Annotated in this window: 19 protein-coding genes and 1 other annotated feature; of the genes, 13 read left to right on the top strand and 6 right to left on the bottom strand. The window is 40.8% G+C overall.

Annotated features, from left to right (window positions below):
* The first annotated feature begins 102 nt into the window (after positions 1–102).
* Complete coding sequence (gene brnQ / locus AZE41_RS07305) at positions 103–1458, top strand: branched-chain amino acid transport system II carrier protein (protein WP_067207434.1); 1356 nt, start codon at positions 103–105, stop codon at positions 1456–1458.
* A 411-nt stretch (positions 1459–1869) separates the two neighbouring features.
* Here brnQ and AZE41_RS07310 read toward each other — a convergent pair whose 3' ends face one another.
* The 3 genes from AZE41_RS07310 to AZE41_RS07320 form a co-directional block, all read right to left on the bottom strand.
* Positions 1870–2532 (bottom strand): GntR family transcriptional regulator, encoded by a 663-nt coding sequence (locus AZE41_RS07310; protein ID WP_067207436.1) that lies wholly within the window; start codon positions 2530–2532, stop codon positions 1870–1872.
* 78 nt (positions 2533–2610) lie between these two features.
* Positions 2611–3198: a VanZ family protein gene (locus AZE41_RS07315; protein ID WP_082786518.1), complete on the bottom strand. Its 588-nt coding sequence runs from the start codon at positions 3196–3198 to the stop codon at positions 2611–2613.
* 15 nt (positions 3199–3213) lie between these two features.
* The gene (locus AZE41_RS07320; protein WP_067207438.1) at positions 3214–3732 is read right to left on the bottom strand and encodes a GNAT family N-acetyltransferase; all 519 of its coding nucleotides are present in this window, start codon (positions 3730–3732) and stop codon (positions 3214–3216) included.
* 126 nt (positions 3733–3858) lie between these two features.
* On the opposite strand from AZE41_RS07320, the gene AZE41_RS07325 reads away from it, so the two are divergent.
* The 6 genes from AZE41_RS07325 to AZE41_RS07350 all read left to right on the top strand — a co-directional run bounded on the left by AZE41_RS07325 (position 3859) and on the right by AZE41_RS07350 (position 10764).
* Positions 3859–4455, top strand: coding sequence for a 3D domain-containing protein (locus AZE41_RS07325; protein ID WP_067207441.1), 597 nt, complete (start codon positions 3859–3861; stop codon positions 4453–4455).
* Between the two features lie 179 nt (positions 4456–4634).
* A complete protein-coding gene (locus AZE41_RS07330) occupies positions 4635–5216 on the top strand; it encodes a 3D domain-containing protein (RefSeq protein ID WP_067207444.1) in 582 nt (193 codons plus the stop codon).
* 535 nt (positions 5217–5751) lie between these two features.
* Positions 5752–7416 (top strand): ATP-binding protein, encoded by a 1665-nt coding sequence (locus AZE41_RS07335; protein WP_067207446.1) that lies wholly within the window; start codon positions 5752–5754, stop codon positions 7414–7416.
* Positions 7409–8116 (top strand): response regulator, encoded by a 708-nt coding sequence (locus tag AZE41_RS07340; protein WP_067207448.1) that lies wholly within the window; start codon positions 7409–7411, stop codon positions 8114–8116. The genes AZE41_RS07335 and AZE41_RS07340 overlap by 8 nt, the downstream gene beginning before the upstream one ends.
* A gap of 219 nt (positions 8117–8335) precedes the next feature.
* A complete protein-coding gene (locus AZE41_RS07345; protein ID WP_067207450.1) occupies positions 8336–9673 on the top strand; it encodes a CitMHS family transporter in 1338 nt (445 codons plus the stop codon).
* Between the two features lie 365 nt (positions 9674–10038).
* A complete protein-coding gene (locus tag AZE41_RS07350) occupies positions 10039–10764 on the top strand; it encodes an SDR family NAD(P)-dependent oxidoreductase (RefSeq protein WP_067207453.1) in 726 nt (241 codons plus the stop codon).
* 559 nt (positions 10765–11323) lie between these two features.
* On the opposite strand, the gene mnmM is transcribed toward AZE41_RS07350, so the two are convergent.
* Positions 11324–11911: a tRNA 5-(aminomethyl)-2-thiouridylate-methyltransferase MnmM gene (gene mnmM / locus AZE41_RS07355; protein WP_067207456.1), complete on the bottom strand. Its 588-nt coding sequence runs from the start codon at positions 11909–11911 to the stop codon at positions 11324–11326.
* Positions 11908–12867: a tRNA modification radical SAM protein MnmL/YtqA gene (gene mnmL / locus AZE41_RS07360; RefSeq protein ID WP_067207459.1), complete on the bottom strand. Its 960-nt coding sequence runs from the start codon at positions 12865–12867 to the stop codon at positions 11908–11910. Before mnmL ends, mnmM begins: the two co-directional genes overlap by 4 nt.
* A gap of 146 nt (positions 12868–13013) precedes the next feature.
* Between mnmL and AZE41_RS07365 the strand changes: the two genes are divergently transcribed.
* The 4 genes from AZE41_RS07365 to leuS all read left to right on the top strand — a co-directional run bounded on the left by AZE41_RS07365 (position 13014) and on the right by leuS (position 18422).
* Positions 13014–14201 (top strand): MDR family MFS transporter, encoded by a 1188-nt coding sequence (locus AZE41_RS07365; RefSeq protein WP_067207461.1) that lies wholly within the window; start codon positions 13014–13016, stop codon positions 14199–14201.
* 112 nt (positions 14202–14313) lie between these two features.
* Positions 14314–15000 (top strand): CoA transferase subunit A, encoded by a 687-nt coding sequence (locus AZE41_RS07370; protein WP_067207464.1) that lies wholly within the window; start codon positions 14314–14316, stop codon positions 14998–15000.
* 18 nt (positions 15001–15018) lie between these two features.
* On the top strand, positions 15019–15678 hold the full coding sequence (locus AZE41_RS07375; protein WP_067207467.1) for a 3-oxoacid CoA-transferase subunit B: 660 nt from the start codon (positions 15019–15021) through the stop codon (positions 15676–15678).
* 42 nt (positions 15679–15720) lie between these two features.
* Positions 15721–15941 (top strand) — a binding site (T-box leader).
* Between the two features lie 63 nt (positions 15942–16004).
* Positions 16005–18422 (top strand): leucine--tRNA ligase, encoded by a 2418-nt coding sequence (leuS, locus tag AZE41_RS07380; RefSeq protein ID WP_067207470.1) that lies wholly within the window; start codon positions 16005–16007, stop codon positions 18420–18422.
* 116 nt (positions 18423–18538) lie between these two features.
* On the opposite strand, the gene AZE41_RS07385 is transcribed toward leuS, so the two are convergent.
* On the bottom strand, positions 18539–19822 hold the full coding sequence (locus tag AZE41_RS07385; protein WP_067207472.1) for a BaiN/RdsA family NAD(P)/FAD-dependent oxidoreductase: 1284 nt from the start codon (positions 19820–19822) through the stop codon (positions 18539–18541).
* A gap of 81 nt (positions 19823–19903) precedes the next feature.
* Here AZE41_RS07385 and AZE41_RS22610 point away from each other — a divergent pair, with 81 nt between their 5' ends.
* Positions 19904–20056: a hypothetical protein gene (locus tag AZE41_RS22610; protein WP_156475988.1), complete on the top strand. Its 153-nt coding sequence runs from the start codon at positions 19904–19906 to the stop codon at positions 20054–20056.
* Between the two features lie 35 nt (positions 20057–20091).
* On the top strand, positions 20092–20412 hold the full coding sequence (locus AZE41_RS07390) for a hypothetical protein (RefSeq protein ID WP_067207475.1): 321 nt from the start codon (positions 20092–20094) through the stop codon (positions 20410–20412).
* The last annotated feature ends 176 nt before the right edge of the window (positions 20413–20588 follow it).

The raw sequence follows: 20588 nt of genomic DNA on the forward strand, positions 1-20588 counted from the left end.
TTGCCATTATTATATTGCATTTTGTAAAGGAAAAGAGTATTATTAATTCAGCGATATATTGCATACGTGTAATGTTATTTACATCAAGGGGGAACTGAAGTTATGCAAAAGAAGTTATCATTTTCATCGTATCTTGCCATTGGCTTGATGCTATTCGCACTATTTTTTGGAGCAGGAAATCTTATTTTTCCAGCACAGCTTGGGCAATATGCTGGAACGAACATGTGGCTAGCTGTTCTTGGGTTTTTAATTACTGGAGTAGGGCTTCCATTTCTCGGCATCTTAGCGATGGGCTTCTCGGGGAGCCAAAATTTACAGCAACTTGCAAGCCGGATACATCCAGTTTATGCAGTTGTTTTCACATCACTTTTATACTTAACAATTGGTCCATTCTTCGCCGCACCACGTACAGGTGCAGTCGCATTTGATATTGGAATCTCTCCGTTTATTAGCGCGGAATATATGCAGATTGCTACAATTATCTTTACTTTATTGTTCTTTGGTCTTACATTGTGGTTATCATTAAATCCCGCGAAAATCGTTGACCGTGTAGGTAAAATCCTTTCACCAGCACTCATCGTACTTTTGTTCGCTTTGTTGGTTATGGTTATTGTAAAACCAATGGGTGTAATTCAATCACCGCAAGGCGATTATACAAGCGGAGCGTTAATAAAAGGCGTTATGGAAGGTTATAACACAATGGACGCACTCGCTTCATTGGTCTTCGGGATTATCGTCATTAACGCAATCCGCTCGATGGGTGTGACGAATAAACGTGAAATTCTAATGGCGACAGCAAAAGCAGGTGCGATTGCGACTACATTCCTTGCGATTATCTATGTAGGAATTGCTTACTTAGGGGCGACGAGCACAGAGTTATTTGGACTCTTTGATACGGGCGGACCTGTATTAAGCGGTGCATCATCTCATTATTTGGGGACATTTGGATTGGTTATGCTCGCTGTAGTAATCCTACTCGCATGTTTGACTACGAGTATCGGACTGATTACTGCATGTGGTGAATATTTCAATACAATTATGCCGAAAATTAGCTACAAAGTTTTCGTTATTTTCTTCTCAACATTCTGTTTCGTTATCGCGAATTTTGGATTGGCGAATATCATTACGTATTCGATTCCGGTATTGATGTTCTTGTATCCGTTGTCAGTCGTTTTAATGATTCTGACATTCCTGTCACCGCTATTCAACCATGCTCGTGTAGTGTATGTATCAGCAACGGTCGTTGCATTTATGATTAGTATTATTGATGGATTTAAAACACTTTGTAAATCACTTGAGATAGCGTATTTTGATTGGTTAGCCCCAATTATATCCTTTTATGATCGTGTACTTCCTTTCTATGAGGAAGGGCTTGGTTGGCTTTTACCGGTACTCGTTGTCATACTAATAACCGGAATAGCCGCACGCATTCGGAAAAAACCTACAGTAGAAGTATAATAAAAAGCCGGTTCCTCACTGAGGAACCGGCTTTTTATTATACTTTGACGCGTCTGTTGATTAACTATTTATTGTCATAAAATACTGGTGAGTAGGGCTTGGGAAAATCCATTTTCACTGGATCATTTCCGGTTCGCTTTTGGCGAACTATTCATGACATATTTACCGAGAGGCAAGTGTGGCTAGAAATAACATTGTCATTTCTAGCCACACTTTTGGGGAGGAATTGCAGTTCATTCCATCCTAGGTAATTCTGTTACGAATAGTTGCCTGTCGCATACCTACACATCAAGACCTCTCGGTAATCGTATAGAGGTCCTCCGATCCAAAGCAATTCAAACATAACTGTACACAAAGCGTCTAGTGTTTGATCAAGTTATTTACTGTTTTTTGGGTTAATCAATACATGTGTTAATTTGATTTGAGAGAATGAAATTCTTCAATCGCACGTAGCCAGTTTCCACTCATAATTGAGGAAACAGCTATAGGATCCCGTTCTTTCATTGAATTGATAATTTTATCATGCTCATCAATCGATTTTTCAGTTAAGATAATAGAGTTATGGAAGAATAATCTTCTGACATGTGCTTGAAGTGAAGCGACCATAGTTATGATGTATGGATTGTCCGCTGCGTCAACGATAATCTGATGAAACTCTTCGTCGATTTTTAAAGCAGAAAAGTAATCTTCAGTATAGACTGCATGGGCAAATATTCTATTCGTACTTTCAAGTAAGGCGATCGTCTCTTCTGTAAGCTGCGGGATTGCAAGTTCAGCGGATAAGGCTTGCAATGCTGCGAGGGGGGGAAGGAGGTCTGTGATAGATTCTTTATCGACTTCCGTTACTTGCGTTGCCTTCCCAGGATACATTCTCACAAACCCTTGCACTTCAAGCAATTGCAACGATTCACGAATAGGTGTCCTGCTAACCCCGAGCGCCCCGGCAAGTTCTGTATCGTTTAACTTTTCACCTGGATGTAATGTGCCATCTATAATCCATTGCTGGAGTTGGTTAAATGCATTTTCCTTTGCGGAAATTCGAAGTGGCTTCGTATGATCTGTCGGTACCGGCATTTTGAATCACCATCCTGTATTTGTCATTATTGCTCTAGTATACAATAAAGTAAGGTCAGTTGGAAGATATGCAATATATTACGAGTGAATTTTTCTGTTTTTAAAAAGATGGTTTGTCTTCGGAAAGCGTTTTTTCATAACAATGTACACGTAGTAACCAATCATACTACCTAGTGTGTTTAACCATAAATCATCAATATCGCTACTTCTGGCTTGGGACAACTGCGTTATTTCGATAAAAAGAGATATGCTTAACCCAATCAAACAAACTTTCCAAAATCGATTGAATTTGCTCCATAATAAAGGAATCATAAAACCAATGGGCATGAAAATGCATATATTACCTAAAAAATTTATAATAAATGGCTGCCAGAAATTCAATTCCGTAATGGCATAATAATTATCTTGAAAAACCCTGAAAGGAATAAGATTTACATTCGAAAATGAGCGTGTAACGACCGGTCCTGTATAAAGAAACGTCAGGATTGTTTGTGAAAATAACGCCGTCATGAATAATAAAAAGATGACAACACCAATTTCATGGTAGACATGAAGTTTCACGTATCCGCGTATTTTATTGTAAATGATGCGGGTGATGAGGATGATTGGCAAAGCGATGAATAGATAAGGAATCATTTCTGCGATATACCCTAAGATTGTAGTCATTAAATCCACCTTATTTTATGTAATGTCGCGCTTATATTTCAGAGAGATATCTTGATCCTCTTTAGAAGTTCCATATGCAAGTTCTTCATGCTGGAAGATGAATCCGCGAGCCTCATAGAAGGGAATGCCATAATGGTTTCCTTTGGCGACGGAAACCCATTGTTCATTTGCGCCATACGTATATTTCTGTATTTTAGTAAAGAAGTCGAGAAGTCGTGTGCCAATACCCATTCCTCGCATTAAAGGGTCTAAATAAAAGACATATACTTCTCCAGCAGTTTTACTAGTCATTCCGCCGCCGATAGCACCGACGATTTTTCCATTTGACTCAGCAATGAAATAACCGTGCCATTGTTCATTAATAGAGACGATTTCTTGCTCAATACGTTGCACGCTGTAATATTGGTCAATTATTTTAGTAATATAATCCTTGGAATAAAGCTTGTCGTATGTAAACCATTGACTCGTTATAAGTATGTCAGTTATGGCCGCGGCATCGTTCCTTGCCGCTCTACGAATAGTAATCGTCTTCATTGCAGACACCTCTTTGCATGTAATAATACACATACTGATTGTAATGGTAAAGACAGCTTTCTGTAATGTTCCTGTAATAGTCGATTGCTATTATAAGTATAGACTAAATAGCAGGGAGTAGAGTAATTGAGAAAATTATTAATGACCCTCATTCTTACGATTGCATTATTGGTCAGCGGAGCAGATGTAAGCTGGGCAGCATCGCCAAATTACACAGTTAAAAAAGGTGATTCGTTATTCACGATATCTAAGATGCATAACGTATCCATTTCCAAATTAAAATCATGGAACAACTTGAAGTCAAATATAATTCAGCCGAACATGAAGCTGAAAGTCGCTTCTGGGGCAAAAGTAGTTAAAAAAGCAGCAGCACCGAAAAAAGTGGTTAAATCAGTTGCGAAAACACCATCTCGATCCGATTCTGATAATGTTGTCAAAGAATTCACTGTTTCGGCCAGTGCATTTACGGCCAATTGCAATGGATGTTCAGGAGTAACAAAAACAGGTATTAATCTGAAAAGTAACCCGGATGTCAAAGTCATTGCTGTTGACCCAAGTGTCATTAAACTCGGAACTAAGGTATATGTGGAAGGCTACGGATATGCAATCGCCGGTGATACGGGAAGCGCAATCAAAGGAAACAAGATTGATGTATTTTTCCCGACAAAAGAGGCAGCGTATAAATGGGGTCGTAAAAACGTGACGATAAAAATACTGAATTAAATGATAAAGCGCCAACTTTCCGATTGGAGGGTTGGCGCTTTTTATGCGTCGATTTACAGTCAAAGTGTGCACTTAATCTTGCTTGCTCTTTGTAATGAAAAAGACAACTCGTTGTAATGTTATTGTCATACAACTTGGGCAAGCTGTCTCCTGAGAATAAAATACAAGGAGACGAGTAAATGAAAAACATACTTTTGACATTAATCCTGACGATTGTCTTATTAATTAGCGGAGCAAATGAGGGTTTCGCTTCATCAGCAACGTATAAAGTCAAAAAAGGCGATACATTATACAAAATCTCTCAAATGCATAATACAACAGTAGCGAAATTGAAGTCGTGGAATAATTTGAAATCGGATCTCATTTTCCCGAATCAAAAACTTAGTATCGGTTCAAACGCTAAGAAATCTAAGAAAGCAGCTGATAAGCCCGCATCAAAAGCTGTATCACGGTCAACGTCTACGAATGCCGTCAAAGAATTTACCGTCTCGGCAACTGCATATACAGCTTATTGTAATGGTTGTTCCGGTATCACAAAAACGGGCATAAATTTAAGAAAAAACTCAGATCTAAAAGTGATCGCCGTCGATCCGAATGTTATTAAACTTGGAACGAAAGTACACGTAGAAGGGTACGGATACGCGATTGCTGGTGATACTGGAGGAGCGATTAAAGGAAATAAAATTGATGTATTTATACCTACGAAAAGCGAGGCCTATAAGTGGGGGCGAAAAAATGTCAAAATAACAATAGTCGAATAATCACTATCAAAGCTTGCCTGATCGATTAGGCAAGTTTTTTTTATTGTCTAGGAAATCATGAAATCTCGTACTGTGGATAAGTTGTAACGTAGAGATTTTACGTCTAGACTCCAGCGCCTAGCCCCTCGAGTCACTTCTGGCCTGTAGGTAAAGGCAAAGAGCGCTTGTCGGGGATGAACAGGCGCTTACGCTTTTGTTCTTGAAAGGATAAGTTTTTAGATTTGGAACAGTGTCTAGACTTCAGGCGTTAACCGCTCTAGTTATAAGTAATCTAGCTATGTGTCAAAGAACACCACGTCGTGCTTGCAAGGATGCAGGTATGCAGTCGTTGCGACATGATGTCGCGAACTTAGACTGCCTTCTCTTTGTCCGACTTATACCTGTCGCGTCTTAAAGGGAGCCTTTCGCTTTTCTTATTGAAGTAAAGGAGTATGAAACATAAAATGTATAATACATATCGGTACATTGCTATTCATAGCCCTGTCTGCTATATTTCGTATTCACCTATTAATCGAACTTTAAGGAGTTTCAAGCAATGATCTATTTCCAAAAAAGTGACATAAAAAATCCCCATATCAAACCAAATGTAACAGTTAATTTGAAATTGAAAATGATTCTTCTCATTGGTATATTAATCATCGCAATCGTCTTGGTCATCGGGGTCTTTATGAATTATTTTATATCTGATATGTTAGAAACGCAGATGGGAGATCGGGCGCTCGGCGTTGCTGAAAGCGTTGCACATATCCCCGAACTGGTTAATGCATTTAAGGATGACAATCCTGCGTCAATTATCGGTCCGATTATTGCACCAATTCAAGAGGTGACTGGCGCTGAATTCATCGTCATCGGAAATGCGGAAGAAATAAGGTATGCTCACCCTATAGCCGCTAAAGTCGGAGGGAAAATGATGGGGGAAGACAATGAGCGGGCATTAGTGCGTGGTGAATCGTACCTCTCAAAAGCGATCGGCTCATTAGGCAGCTCATTAAGGGCGAAAGTACCCATTTACCTTGACGGGAACATTGTCGGTGTCGTATCTGTCGGTTTTTTAGCTAATGATATGCAAACTATAATCCATAACTATAATAGTCAGTTATGGATTGTCTTGTTGCTCATTGCAGGAGTTGCAGTTATCGGTGCAATCATCATTGCATCGTATATTAAAAAAGTATTATATGGATTAGAACCAGAGGAAATAACCCATTTGCTGATCCAAAAAGAAACGATTCTTCAGTCGACGCATGAAGGGATTATTGCATTAAATCAAAATGGAATGATCACGATGATAAATTCTGCTGCACAACTTTTATTATTCGATAAACAGATTGCATCAGATTATTACGTTGGTAAAAAAATACAAGAAGTATCTCCAATTGAACATTTATCCGTGTTGTTGAATGACGTAAACGGGCTATCTGATAAGGAAATAGTGATAGGTAATAACAGTGTTTTCATAAACACTGTTCCAATCTACTTTGAACAGCTGTTCATCGGGACGGTATCCACTTTTAGGAACAAGACTGAAATTGAGTCGTTAACGAAGGAGCTGACTCGGGTTAAACAATACGCAAATGCATTAAGGGCCCAAACCCATGAATTCTCAAACAAGCTACATATGATACTCGGCTTACTACAACTGGGAAAGAAAAAGGAAGTTATTGATTATATTCAAAAAGAAAGTAACTTGCAAAAAAACTGGATTCGTATATTGATAAGGAAAGTAGCAGATCCGCTAATAAGTGGAATTTTATTAGGGAAATTAAATCAGGCGAATGAATCAGGTATAGATTTGGTAATTCACCAGGATAGTATATTGGAAAATCAATTATCTGAGAAGAAAAGTGAGGTGTTATTGACAACAATAGGGAACCTAATTGATAACGCAATGGACGCAGTGAAAAAGAATCCTTCCTCAAACCGAAAGATATCGATTTTTTTCACTGATATAGGTGATGATATCATTTTTGAAATAGAGGATTCAGGAGAAGGAATTACTGAGAAGCTAGCTCAAAAGATATTTGAACAAGGATTTACTTCGAAAGAAGGCACGAATCGTGGTTTCGGGCTTGCTTTGACGAAACAGCTAATAGCCGAAGTGAATGGAGCACTCTATTTAGAAGAAGGAGAGCTGGGTGGAGCTTGTTTTGTTGTCTCCATACCGAAAAATCCACGTGAAGGGACAGAAAACAATGCGTGAAACAATTCAAGTATTAATAGTGGAAGACGACTTTAGAATTGCTGAAATAAATCGTCAATTCGTCAATCGGGTAGATGGGTTTACTGTCATGGAAGTTGTTAAAACTGCGGAAGAAGCATTGATTTTATTGCGGAACAAAGCGAAGTTGCCACATCTAATTTTATTAGACGTCTATATACCTGATACCGAAGGATTGAGTCTGTTTTGGCAATTACGAAAAGAGTTCACTGAAATTGACGTCATTATGGTGACTGCAGCTAAGGAGGTAACGACCATTGCTGAAACGTTACGTGGCGGAATCTTTGATTATATTGTGAAACCTGCAGATTTCATCCGTTTTGAACAGACGTTGAAACGTTTCAGTAATCAGCACGTCCTTTTGACTTCAAGGGAAGAGCTTGAACAAGATGAAATCGATTGGTTGACAGGTTTGCAAACATCCCAAAAGATTGAAACTGTTGCGATAGGAAAGTTACCGAAAGGAATTGACCAAATTACATTAGATAAAATAAAAGATGTTATACAGGAAACCGATAATTCTGGCGTTACGGCAATGGACGCTGGCAAAAGAGTGGGGGTAAGTCGATCAACCGCAAGACGTTATTTAGAGTATTTAGTGTCGGTTAAGGAAGCAGAAGCACAATTAAAATATGGAGACATCGGGCGGCCTGAACGAAAATACATACCGTGGACAAAATGAACAAAACACACAGAAAGATCAATAATGTTTTTACTTAATTAAACTTATTTTTCTAACCTCTTTATGATAAGTTTCTGAGTATAGAAAACTTTGAAAAAGAGAGGGATCATTTTGTCTGTCGAAACAAATTTTCAATCGTTGTGAAAATTGATGTATCCGCTTACACTATGTGAACTTCCTTTTCATTAGTAAACAGCCGTTTACTAGAAGGAGGAAATTATGCTTAGTATTATTGGTTTATTTACAATACTCATTGTTGTTGTGCTACTTATAAGTGGCAAAGTCTCTCCAATTGTAGGGCTAGTACTTGTTCCGATAGTGGGGGCGTTCAGTGCAGGATTCAACTTCGAACAAATTGGTGAGTTTTTCACAAGTGGAACGCAATCTGTCTTCAGTGTTGCTGTCATGTTCATTTTTGCGATACTGTTTTTCGGAATCATGCAGGATGTAGGGGTATTCGACCCTCTCATTGATAAGATGATATCACTTACTCGTGGAAATGTTATTGCAGTGGCTGTTGGTACTGTCATCATTGCTGCAATCGCTCATTTGGACGGTTCAGGAGCCTCGACGTTCCTAATTACAATCCCCGCTTTGCTCCCGTTATATAAAAAGTTAAAGATGAGTCCCTATTTGTTGCTCATGTTGGTCGGAACAAGTGCAAGTGTAATGAATATGGTTCCTTGGGCTGGCCCGTTAGGAAGAACCGCGGCAGTGCTTGATATGGATGTCACTGAACTGTGGAGACCACTCATTAAGATTCAAATAATCGGCCTAGTATTATTAGTTGTTTTGGCAGTTTTACTTGGACTTCGTGAAAAACGTCGCATCGCGAAAAACATATTAGCGGATGAAAAATCCATGTCCGTAGATGACTCACTTGAATTGCCGGTAAATGTTAATCAGGGTCAAGATACGGTCGCGGAAAAGTTATTGAGCCGACCAAGGTTTTATTGGGTAAACGTCATATTAGCAATCAGTGTAATCGGTGTTTTGGTCTGGGGCGTAATTCCAGCTGGATTCGCATTTATGATTGGGGTCAGTATTGCTTTACCTATTAACTATCCTAATATACAGGACCAGATGTCGCGCATAAAAGATCATGCACCAGGTGCGATTCTTATGGCGACGATCATTTTGGCCGCAGGTTCGTTTTTAGGTATTCTAAATGGGACGGATATGTTGAATTCGATTGCAAAAGATCTTGTGACTGTTTTGCCAGCATTCATCATTCCATATTTGCACATCATCATAGGAGTGCTCGGTGTTCCATTCGATTTACTGCTAAGTACGGATGCCTATTATTTCGCATTGCTTCCGATTGTCGATCAGGTTGTAACTGGTTTTGGAGTATCTTCACTCTCTGTCGCTTATGCTATGATTATCGGAAATATCATTGGAACGTTTGTCAGTCCTTTATCTCCGGCTCTATGGCTTGCACTAGGATTGGCAGGGCTTGAAATGGGCCGTCATATCCGTTATTCATTTATGATGATGTGGGGTTTCAGTGTTGTTCTATTGGCAATCGCTATTGTGATCGGTGTTATTAAAATCTAAGTTTAAAATTGAAAAACAATTTTCCTTCGGGGAAGTTGTTTTTTTGTTGTTTGAATAGTTTTCGAAACTGACTGGGTGACTGTGATTCAGTCAATTCGGATGATACAATAAAGAAAAAGATGAGTGGGAGTAGAAGTCTCGGAAATAGATTTCGATATATTTGTGCTCATAAAAAATTTGGAGAAAATCGAGCTGTGCTTTCTGAACGAGTCATTAATCGTCGACTGTAACAATGAGGGGAATTGATTCGGGACCAATCTCTCAGAATTAAGGGATGCTATCCAATTCATAGAGTAAGTACAGGAGCCGTTAAAAAAGAGCGATTTCAAAGAATGGTTGAAATACATGCAGGAGGGGTGGAATAAATGAACGTCTATATTATTACAGGTGTGTCAAAAGGGATTGGATTTGAACTTGCAAAGCAGCTAGGTAGTGAGGGGCATTTCGTCATCGGGATTGCACGCACGATAAGTAAACTAGACGGTGTAAAATTCATTAGAGCAGATCTTTCTGAAACGGAGAAACTGGAAGCGGTAATGGATGAGATAATCACTGTTTTCCCACGAGAAGCGGTGTCATTCACACTTATTAATAACGCTGGAATGGTTGACCCTATTGGATTAATGGGTGCTATAAATGCGGAAGATATAACAAAAGCAGTAGCATTAAATTTGACGGCACCAATTATTTTATCCAATACATTTATTGGGGCTTTGAAAAACTTCAAAGGAGTGAAGCGAATCGTCAACATCTCATCTGGAGCAGGCCGCAATGCGTATGAAGGATGGGGAGCATATTGCACAACGAAAGCGGGACTTGATCATTTCTCGCGTGTTGTCGCACTTGAGCAGGGGAGCGCGGAACACCCAGTAGACATCGTTTCTATCGCGCCGGGGATTATAGATACTGGAATGCAGGAAACCATTCGGGGAAGTAAGGAAGAGGCATTCCCTCTCCTTGATCGTTTTATAGACTATAAGGAAAAAGGGTTGTTAAGCAGTGCTGAACAAACTGCTGGCCAATTGATTGCATTTATGGTGAATGAAGACTTCAAAACAGTAGGTGCGATTGCTGATTTACGGGATTTTTGACACTGAAGTTAGAAGCGAGCAAATAGCGTTGCGTCCCGATCATATAACTGGATTGCCGATCAAATAACATTGCGTGTCGATCATATAACTGGATTGCCGATCAAATAACGTTGCGTCCCGATCATATAACTGGATTGCCGATCAAATAACGTTGCGTCCCGATCATATAACTGGATTGCCGATCAAATAGCGTTGCGTGTCGATCATATAACTAGTTTGCCGAACAAATAGCATTGCGTGTCGATCATATAACTAGTTTGCCGATCAAATAGCGTTGCGTGTCGATCATACAGCATTGCGTCCCGATCATATAACTGGATTGCCGATCAAATAGCGTTGCGAACCAATCATATAACTGGTTTGCCGATCAAATAGCATTGCGTCCCGATCATATAACAGGTTTGCCGATCAAATAGCATTGCGTCCCGATCATATAACTGGATTGCCGATCAAATAGCGTTGTGTCCCAAGCATATAAGCTGTTCAATCAATCAGAAACTAAAAAACAACAGAAAAAAGGTTGCCCCTGATTTTATTTCAATCGGGCAACCTTTTTTTGTCATTCAACTAGTTTTACTGTTATAAAATCCTTCATCTTTTCCATCGCTATCAAAAACGGGGGATTATTTCGCTGATTGATCATTTCATAACGAATGACATGGACATCAGCCTGGTGTAAGTTTTTTACATAAGCCAGAAGTGCATCCCGCTCTTCTCCGCCACCTTCATGTCCATCATAGACAGCAACTGCTATGATACCGCCTTTTTTCAGCAACCCAAGCATTGTATGGATTGCTTTGATTGTAGAGTCGGCTTTTGTAACAATTGACAAATCTTCACTATGCGGCAAGTAACCAAGGTTGAACACGGCGCAGCCAATTTGTCCGCTAACATATTTTTCAACGTTTGCATGACTATCCAATATTAGTGACACGCGTTCACTTAAATTACCGAGTCGTTCGGCTGTTGAGTCGAGTGCTGCCTGTTGAATATCGAATGCTAAAACATGTCCATTTTCACCGACGAGATCAGCTAAAAAGAGTGTGTCGTTGCCGTTGCCGGTAGTTGCATCAACAACGGTTTCACCAGCATTGACTGTTTCACTAAATAATTGTCTTGCGAAGGGAAGAATGCGATGTAGCTTCAAATCAATTCTACCGCCCCTGCATAATGTTTCCCTTGCCAGCTGTCACGACGTTCGAGTTCTTTGTCTATGCCATTCAACACTTCCCATTTCGTGACGCTCCACATTGGGCCAATCATTAATTCAATTGGACCATCACCTGTAATGCGGTGGACAATCATTTCTGGTGGAAGAATTTCAAGTTGGTCAGCAACTAGGTCAATGTATTCTTGTTTCTCCAAGAATTCAAGTTGGCCTTTTTCGTATTGTTTCACCATTGGCGTTCCTTTAAGTAGATGAAGAAGATGGATTTTGATGCCTTGAACATCGAGTTTTGCAACTTCACGTGCCGTTTCCATCATCATGTCATAATCCTCAAGCGGTAAGCCGTTGATGATATGTGTGCAGACACGAATACCGTGTTTGCGCAATTTCTCGACACCTTCAACGTAGGATTTGAAATCATGGGCTCTATTGACAAGGTTTGCCGTTTTTTCGTGGACAGTTTGTAGGCCAAGTTCAACCCATAAATAAGTTCGTTCATTCAGCTCAGCTAAATACTCGACAACATCGTCAGGTAAGCAGTCTGGACGAGTTGCGATTGATAATGCAACGACGCCTTCTTGCGCTAATGCCGCTTCGAATTTTTCTTTTAACTTTGGAAGCGGGGCATGCGTATTTGTGTATGCCTGGAAATAGGCCATGTATTTGCCATCTTTCCATTTCTTGTGCATTCTTTCGCTGATTTCTGCAAATTGGACGTCGATTGGATCGACTCGGTCCCCGGCGAAATCTCCAGATCCTGCAACGCTGCAAAATGTACAGCCACCGAAAGCAACAGTGCCGTCCCGGTTCGGGCAATCAAATCCAGCGTCAAGCGCAACTTTCATTACTTTGAATCCGAATTCATCTTTTAAGTGACGTGACCATGTATGATAGCGTTTCCCCTCAGTAGGGAAAGGTAAGTTTAATTTATCCACTTTATTCACTCCTCTAACAGCTAATTGTATCATGTTTTTCCGTACTGGCATCATCTGAATTATGGAACTTATTTTATGGGTCTTGTCTGAATGTAGAAAAAGTCATACACTTTTACTGACTTTATATATGGACGGAGGCGTAGGGTATGCCTAAAAAAGTATGGCTTCTCGTGATTGGAATGTTCATTAATGTCATGGGAAACTCGTTTCTATGGCCACTAAATACGATTTATATGCACGATTATTTAGGGAAATCGCTTTCTGTCGCTGGACTTGTCTTGATGGCTAATGCAGGAGCTGGTGTCGTGGGCAACTTGCTTGGCGGTTATTTATTTGACCGGATAGGTGGATTTAAGTCTATCATGGCTGGAATCATCATTTCAATCATCGGCCTTGTTGGCCTTGTATTTTGGCATGACTGGCAACCATACATCTGGTTTTTGACGCTTCTAGGTTTCAGTGGGGGTCTTATTTTTCCAAGTATGTATGCGATGATGGCGACGCTTTGGCCGGAGGGCGGCAGGAAAGCTTTTAACTCGATTTACCTGGCCCAAAACGTCGGTGTGGCGATTGGGCCAGCCTTAGCAGGACTTGTCGCTTCGGTCAGTATTGACTATATTTTCCCTGCGAATTTGGTGTTTTATGTGGTCTTTTTCTTTATCGCTTTCTTCGGTTACCGCAAACTTGAAATTGCACCTGATCGTCACACAAGTGTCATTAAGGAGAATAAGAAAATTCGTCAAAAAGCACCTTTTTATGCGCTACTTATCATTTCAGGCGGTTATCTGATTATGTGGCTTGTCTATTCCCAGTGGATGACGACAATTTCTACCCACTCATTATCACTTGGTATTTCATTGAAACAATATAGTTTGTTATGGACGATAAATGGATTGCTGATTGTGATTGGACAACCAATCATTAAGCCAGTCATCTCTAGGTTGGAAAATAAAATAAAAACGCAAATAATTATCGGGATTGTTATTTTTAGTATTTCTTATATTGTAGTCAGTTTTGCAGCTTCATTTACAATGTTCATTGTTGCAATGGTGATTGTGACGTTTGGGGAAATGTTTGTCTGGCCGGCTGTGCCGACCATTGCGAGCCAACTTTCTCCTAAAGGAAGGGAAGGCTTTTATCAAGGAATTGTCAATTCCTTTGCGACAATGGGGCGGATGTTTGGGCCATTTATTGGAGGAATTCTTGCAGACCAATATGGTATGCAAGTGATGCTATTCATATTGACAGCATTTATGATCATTCCAATCATCACTAGCTTGCTATACGACCGGCCCATTAAAAAAGCCGGCTATCAACCGGAAAGCCGCTTATAGGCTTTCCGTTTTTTTCTGTGCGCTACTATCATTGCAACATTCGGTAGAGTTTGATTTAATTGAGAAGAAGGATTATTACGTAAGTTTTAAAAGATTCAAAGGGGGATGTAAAATGAAGCCGATTTATTCATCAGCGAAAGAGGCGGTTGCACAGATTGAAGATGGTGCAACATTAATGGTTGGGGGATTTGGACTAGTAGGAATTCCGGAACAACTCATTCTAGCACTTGTTGAAAAAGGTGTGAAAGACTTAACGGTTATTTCAAATAACTGCGGAGTCGACGAGTGGGGACTTGGACTACTATTGAAAAATAAACAGATTAAGAAAATGATAGGCTCATATGTTGGTGAGAATAAAGAATTCGAACGTCAGGTACTATCAGGTGAAATTGAAGTTGAGTTGACGCCGCAGGGAACACTTGCAGAAAAGATTCGTGCTGGTGGCGCTGGTATACCGGCATTCTTCACGCCGGCTGGTGTTGGAACGCTCGTTGCGGAAGGGAAAGAGATCCGTGTCTATGATGGTAAAGAGTATGTTCTTGAAGAGGCGCTTCGTGCGGACTTCTCACTTATTCGTGCAGCAAAAGCCGACAAGTTCGGCAATTTGATTTACAACAAGACCGCACAAAACTTCAATCCAATGATGGCGGCTGCAGGGAAATTCACAATTGCAGAGGTGGAGGAAATCGTGGAAACGGGCGATCTTGATCCAATGACGATTCATACACCTAGCATTTATGTCCAAGGACTTCTACAGGCGCAACAAGAAAAACGAATTGAGCGTCTGACGACTCGCTAAGGAAAGGGGAATTGTGATATGGGAGAAGTGAATGTAAGGGAACGAATCGCAAGACGGGCTGAAAAGGAAATCGAGGACGGCAACTACGTCAATCTTGGAATTGGTATGCCAACGCTCGTTGCTAATTATATATCACCTGAAAAAACAGTCGTACTTCAATCAGAAAATGGATTGTTAGGTATTGGACCTTATCCGGCAGCTGATGAAGTTGATCCGGATCTTATTAACGCGGGAAAAGAAACTGTTACATCTATTCCAGGTTCAGCATATTTTAACAGTGCTGAATCATTCGCGATGATTCGCGGAGGACATGTCGATGTTGCCATACTTGGCGCGATGGAAGTGTCTGAAAAAGGGGACTTGGCTAACTGGATGATTCCTGGCAAGATGATCAAAGGAATGGGCGGTGCGATGGATCTTGTTCATGGCGCGCGAAAAATTATCGTTATTATGGATCACGTTGCGAAAGACGGCTCTGCGAAGATTAAGAAAGAATGTTCACTTCCGTTAACAGGAAAAGCGGTCGTCCATAAAATCATTACAGAACGCGCATTGATTGACGTGACAGCCGATGGACTGGAATTGAAAGAAGTGTTCGAAGGATTCACTATTCAAGAAGTCATTGATTCGACAGAAGCGGTGTTAATTGTGAAGGATGTTATTGAAGGCGTAAAATGATTGTTGTTAAAGTGGCATGATTCGGGTAAACTAATAGCAATAGCTTTGGTGTTGAAGAGGAGTAGTAATCTTTACTGTCGTTTATTAGAGAGCAGGCGGTTGGTGGAAGCCTGTACGATAGAGATGAACTCGCCTTGGAGCCTGCATTGGTGAATTATTTGATTTACTAACCCGTGCCGTTTTCCGCGTTAAGGAGTCAAGTTGGGCGGCTTTGTCGTCAATTTGGGTGGCACCGCGGGAATTATACTACTCTCGTCCCTTATCTTTTTAAGGGACGGGAGTTTTTTGTTTTTAGTGCTTTTCTACTTATCAAGGAGGAATTTTAAATGAGTTATAATCACGGACAAATTGAGAAGAAGTGGCAACAGTACTGGAAAGACAATAAAACATTCAAAATGATGGATGATCCGTCTAAACCGAAATTTTTTGCGCTTGATATGTTTCCATATCCATCAGGTGCTGGACTACACGTCGGGCATCCGCTTGGCTATATCGCGACAGATATTTTGAGCTCATTCAAACGGAAGCAAGGCTTTAATGTCCTGCATCCGATGGGCTGGGATGCATTTGGCCTTCCGGCAGAGCAATACGCGCTTGATACAGGTAATGATCCTGCCGAATTCACCGCGAAAAATATCGCAACGTTCAAGCGTCAAATGAATGATCTTGGTTTTTCTTATGACTGGGACCGTGAAATTAATACGACAGATCCATCTTATTACAAGTGGACGCAATGGATTTTCATCCAACTTTACAATAAAGGCTTAGCTTACGTCGATGAAGTAGCTGTTAACTGGTGTCCAGCACTAGGTACAGTTCTTGCGAATGAAGAAGTAATCGATGGCAAGTCAGAACGTGGCGGCCACCCGGTTGAGCGTCGTCCAATGCGCCAATGGGTATTGCGAATTACAAATTATGCAGACCGTCTTCTTGAGGATCTTGATGAACTTGATTGGCCGGAAAGCTTGAAAGACATGCAACGTAACTGGATTGGTCGTTCAGAAGGGGCACAGCTGACTTTCGAAATTGACGGAACTGATTTGTCATTTGAAGCATTTACAACACGTCCGGATACAATTTTCGGAGCGACGTATGCAGTGCTTGCACCAGAATTAAAACTTGTTGAAAAAGTGACGACTGCAGAACAAAAGGATGCAGTTGAAAAATACCTAAACGAAGTGAAGATGAAGAGTGATCTTGAACGTACAGATCTTGCAAAAGAGAAGACGGGTGTCTTTACGGGAGCTTACGCAATTAACCCTGCAAGCGGCGAGAAGATGCCAATTTGGATTGCAGACTATGTTCTTGCAACATATGGAACAGGCGCGATTATGGCGGTTCCAGCACATGATGAGCGTGACTATGAGTTTGCAAAAGAATTTGATCTGCCAATTATTGAAGTTGTAGCAGGCGGCGACGTTTCTGCTGAAGTATATGTTGGAGATGGAAAACACGTCAATTCAGGTTTCCTTGATGGATTACTCAAAGATGAAGCAATCGAAAAAGCAATCGCATGGTTTGTTGAAAAAGGCAAAGGCGATAAAAAAGTTACATTCCGTCTTCGTGACTGGTTGTTCTCAAGGCAACGTTACTGGGGCGAGCCGATTCCAATTATCCATTGGGAAGATGGCACAATGACACCTGTTGAAGAAGCAGATTTACCGCTCGTATTACCAGTAACGGATAATATTAAACCAAGCGGAACGGGCGAGTCACCACTTGCAAACATCGATGAATGGATAAATGTGACTCATCCAGAAACAGGGATGAAAGGTCGTCGCGAAACGAACACGATGCCACAATGGGCGGGTAGCTGCTGGTATTACTTGCGTTACATCGATCCGGATAACGATGAAATGATTATCGATCCTGAACTTGCGAAACGCTGGTTGCCTGTAGATATCTACGTAGGTGGAGCAGAACACGCAGTTCTACATCTGCTTTACGCACGATTCTGGCATAAAGTGCTTTATGATATCGGAGTAGTTCATACGAAAGAGCCATTCCAAAAGCTGTTCAACCAAGGGATGATACTTGGTGAAGGTAATGAGAAGATGTCGAAATCAAAAGGCAATGTAGTTAATCCAGATGATATCGTTCATTCACACGGAGCTGATTCACTTCGCCTTTATGAAATGTTCATGGGGCCTTTGGAAGGTTCAAAAGCATGGACGACGAATGGTCTTGACGGAGCTCGTCGTTTCCTAGATCGTATCTGGCGCCTGTTCGTCAATGAGGATGGATCACTTAGCACGAAAATCGGTGGAAAAACGGGCGGATCGCTTGAGAAAGTTTACCATCAAACTGTGAAAAAAGTGACGGAAGACTTTGAAGGAATGCGTAATAATACAGCAATTTCTCAGATGATGGTCTTCATTAACGAAGGCTATAAAGTGGATTCGATTCCAAAAGAATATGTTGAAGGCTTTGTTAAAATGGTAGCGCCAGTTATTCCGCATCTTGCAGAAGAGTTATGGGAGAAGTTGGGTCATAGCGATACAATTACGTATGAACAATGGCCGACATTTGACGCATCAAAACTGGTCGATGATACAGTTGAAATGGCTGTTCAAATCAACGGCAAAGTACGTGCGAAAATCGTCGTATCGAAAGACGTTACGAAGGATGATCTAGAGAAGCTTGCACTAGAAGATGAAAATGTGAAAGTACTTCTTGAAGGCAAAGAAGTGAAAAAAGTCATCGCGATTCCAGGAAGACTGATTAATATTGTTGCAGTAGGTTAAAAAAGAAAATCCGCGTAAGAGGGTTGGCCCTCTTACGCGGATTTTTTGTTGTCCAGTATCGGATAGCTGTAGTTTAGTTCGTACAATCTATAATAAAGTTTTTCCATAATCAACGTTTATAGATCAGTCGCATATTCTCCTGCATTCATCCCAGCAATCCTGCCGGTAACAAGTGCGGAAGTGATATTATAACCGCCTGTATAGCCGTGAATATCCAAAATTTCACCGCAGAAGTAAAGACCTTCCTTCTTGCGGGAACCTAATGTCTTCGGAACGATTTCTTTTACGGATACTCCGCCGCCTGTGACGAATGCTTTTTCAAGTGGCTGCGTACCATTGACGTTCATTGGGAATGCTTTCAATAATTTAGCTAATGCCCTAATCTTTTCTACTAGCATCTGAGCTCCAGTTTCAGCCGGATCAATTCCTGCCCGGTCGAATAAAAATAGCATCCAACGTTCAGGCACAATCCCTTTTAATACATTCTTCACTGCTTTTGTTGAATCTTCTTTTAGTGTGGTATTGAGCAGTTGGAATACTTTTTCTTCATTGAGCTCGGGCATTGAGTCAATTCTCATCTCAACGGGCTTGTTGCCGTTTTTCATACGTTCTTTCACAACAAATTGACTGCATCTTAAAATGGCAGGCCCGCTTAAGCCGAAATGGGTGAACAACATGTCCATCTGATGTGTGATAAGATTCTTACCTTTGGCGTTAAGGACGGATACTGCCACGTCACGAAGCGCAAGACCTTGTAGATCCTTTGAAACAATGAAAGGTTCATTTGATAATAAAGGTACTTCTGTCGGATAAAGTTCCGTCACGGTATGTCCGGCTTTTTCTGCCCATGGATAACCGTCTCCTGTTGAACCGGTTTGAGGAACTGCTTTTCCCCCGACCGCTACAACAACAGCGTGTGAACGGATCTCTTTGCCAGAATCGAGTCTGACACCTAGAATTTGCTCTTCATCCATCAAAAGTTTTTTAACGCGCGTTTCTAATCTCACTTCAACATGTAAGCGATCCATTTCTGTCAGCAATGCATTGACTACATCTTTTGCTTTGTTCGACACTGGAAACATTCTGCCATGATCTTCTTCTTTCAACGGAACGCCAAGACCTTCGAAAAAACGAATGATGTCTTCATTATTGAAAACGGAGAAAGGACCATATAAAAATCGCCCGTTCCCTGGAATGTTTTTAACGATTTCTTCTTGTGACAGGCGATTCGTAACGTTACAGCGCCCGCCCCCTGAAATGGCCAATTTAGTGCCAAGTTTTTTTCCTTTTTCTAGAAGGAGAACTTTCCTTCCGTTTTCAGCAGCGGCAATGGAGGCCATCAATCCTGATGGTCCCCCGCCAATGATGATGACGTCTACATCAACATGGTTAGTAGTCATTGTGTTATCAAGCCTTTCGGTAATGGATTATTAAATAACAGTTTAACACAGCATCATTGAAAAATAGTAGGGGCGGTCAAAATGGAAGAAAATATAACGACGGCATGTGGTACAATTAAAAATGGTTTAACAATAAAACTTTCAAGAATAGTGCGAGTAGAAGTGTTTGCAAACTTCTTTCCCAAGACTGGGATAGTGCCTGTGATAAATTGGAATGATGAGGAAGCAGAGTAGAGTTGCTTTGACGAAGAATAGGAAGAGGGTACGGAATGACTAGAGAAGTAAATAGCCAAGTTGAACAGCATATAAGTCAGCCAGAGGGATATCAAGAGCAGTCGTATCCAACGAGCGCGGAGAACGAGAAAATAAGACACGATGCTTTTCAACACAAAGAGTGTCAGCGCATCTATCATAAATTGATTAGCCATGCAGGGGGAATGGATGTAGTCAGAAAAGGTAGGAGATTGATTGCGAAAAAAATTGCTACCACATGCTTCCTAAACTCAACAGAGCCTGACTATGAAGAATTTAAGCAAGGTGTACTGATTGCTAACGAAAACATTAAAATAAAACGAGATGAATCATACTGAGTTTACCTAGTAATTAGAGACACATACAGAACAAAATTAGGCTGCCTTTTCTCCAGAATCCAGTGGAGATGGGTAGCCTGATTTTTCTTTGGCGACTGCCCGCTTTTTTTACTGGTCTGTACGTTTGACTAACTAATTATCATATGATGACGTCATATATAATGGAAACCACACTT

The organism is Sporosarcina psychrophila (assembly GCF_001590685.1).
Lineage (GTDB): Bacteria > Bacillota > Bacilli > Bacillales_A > Planococcaceae > Sporosarcina > Sporosarcina psychrophila.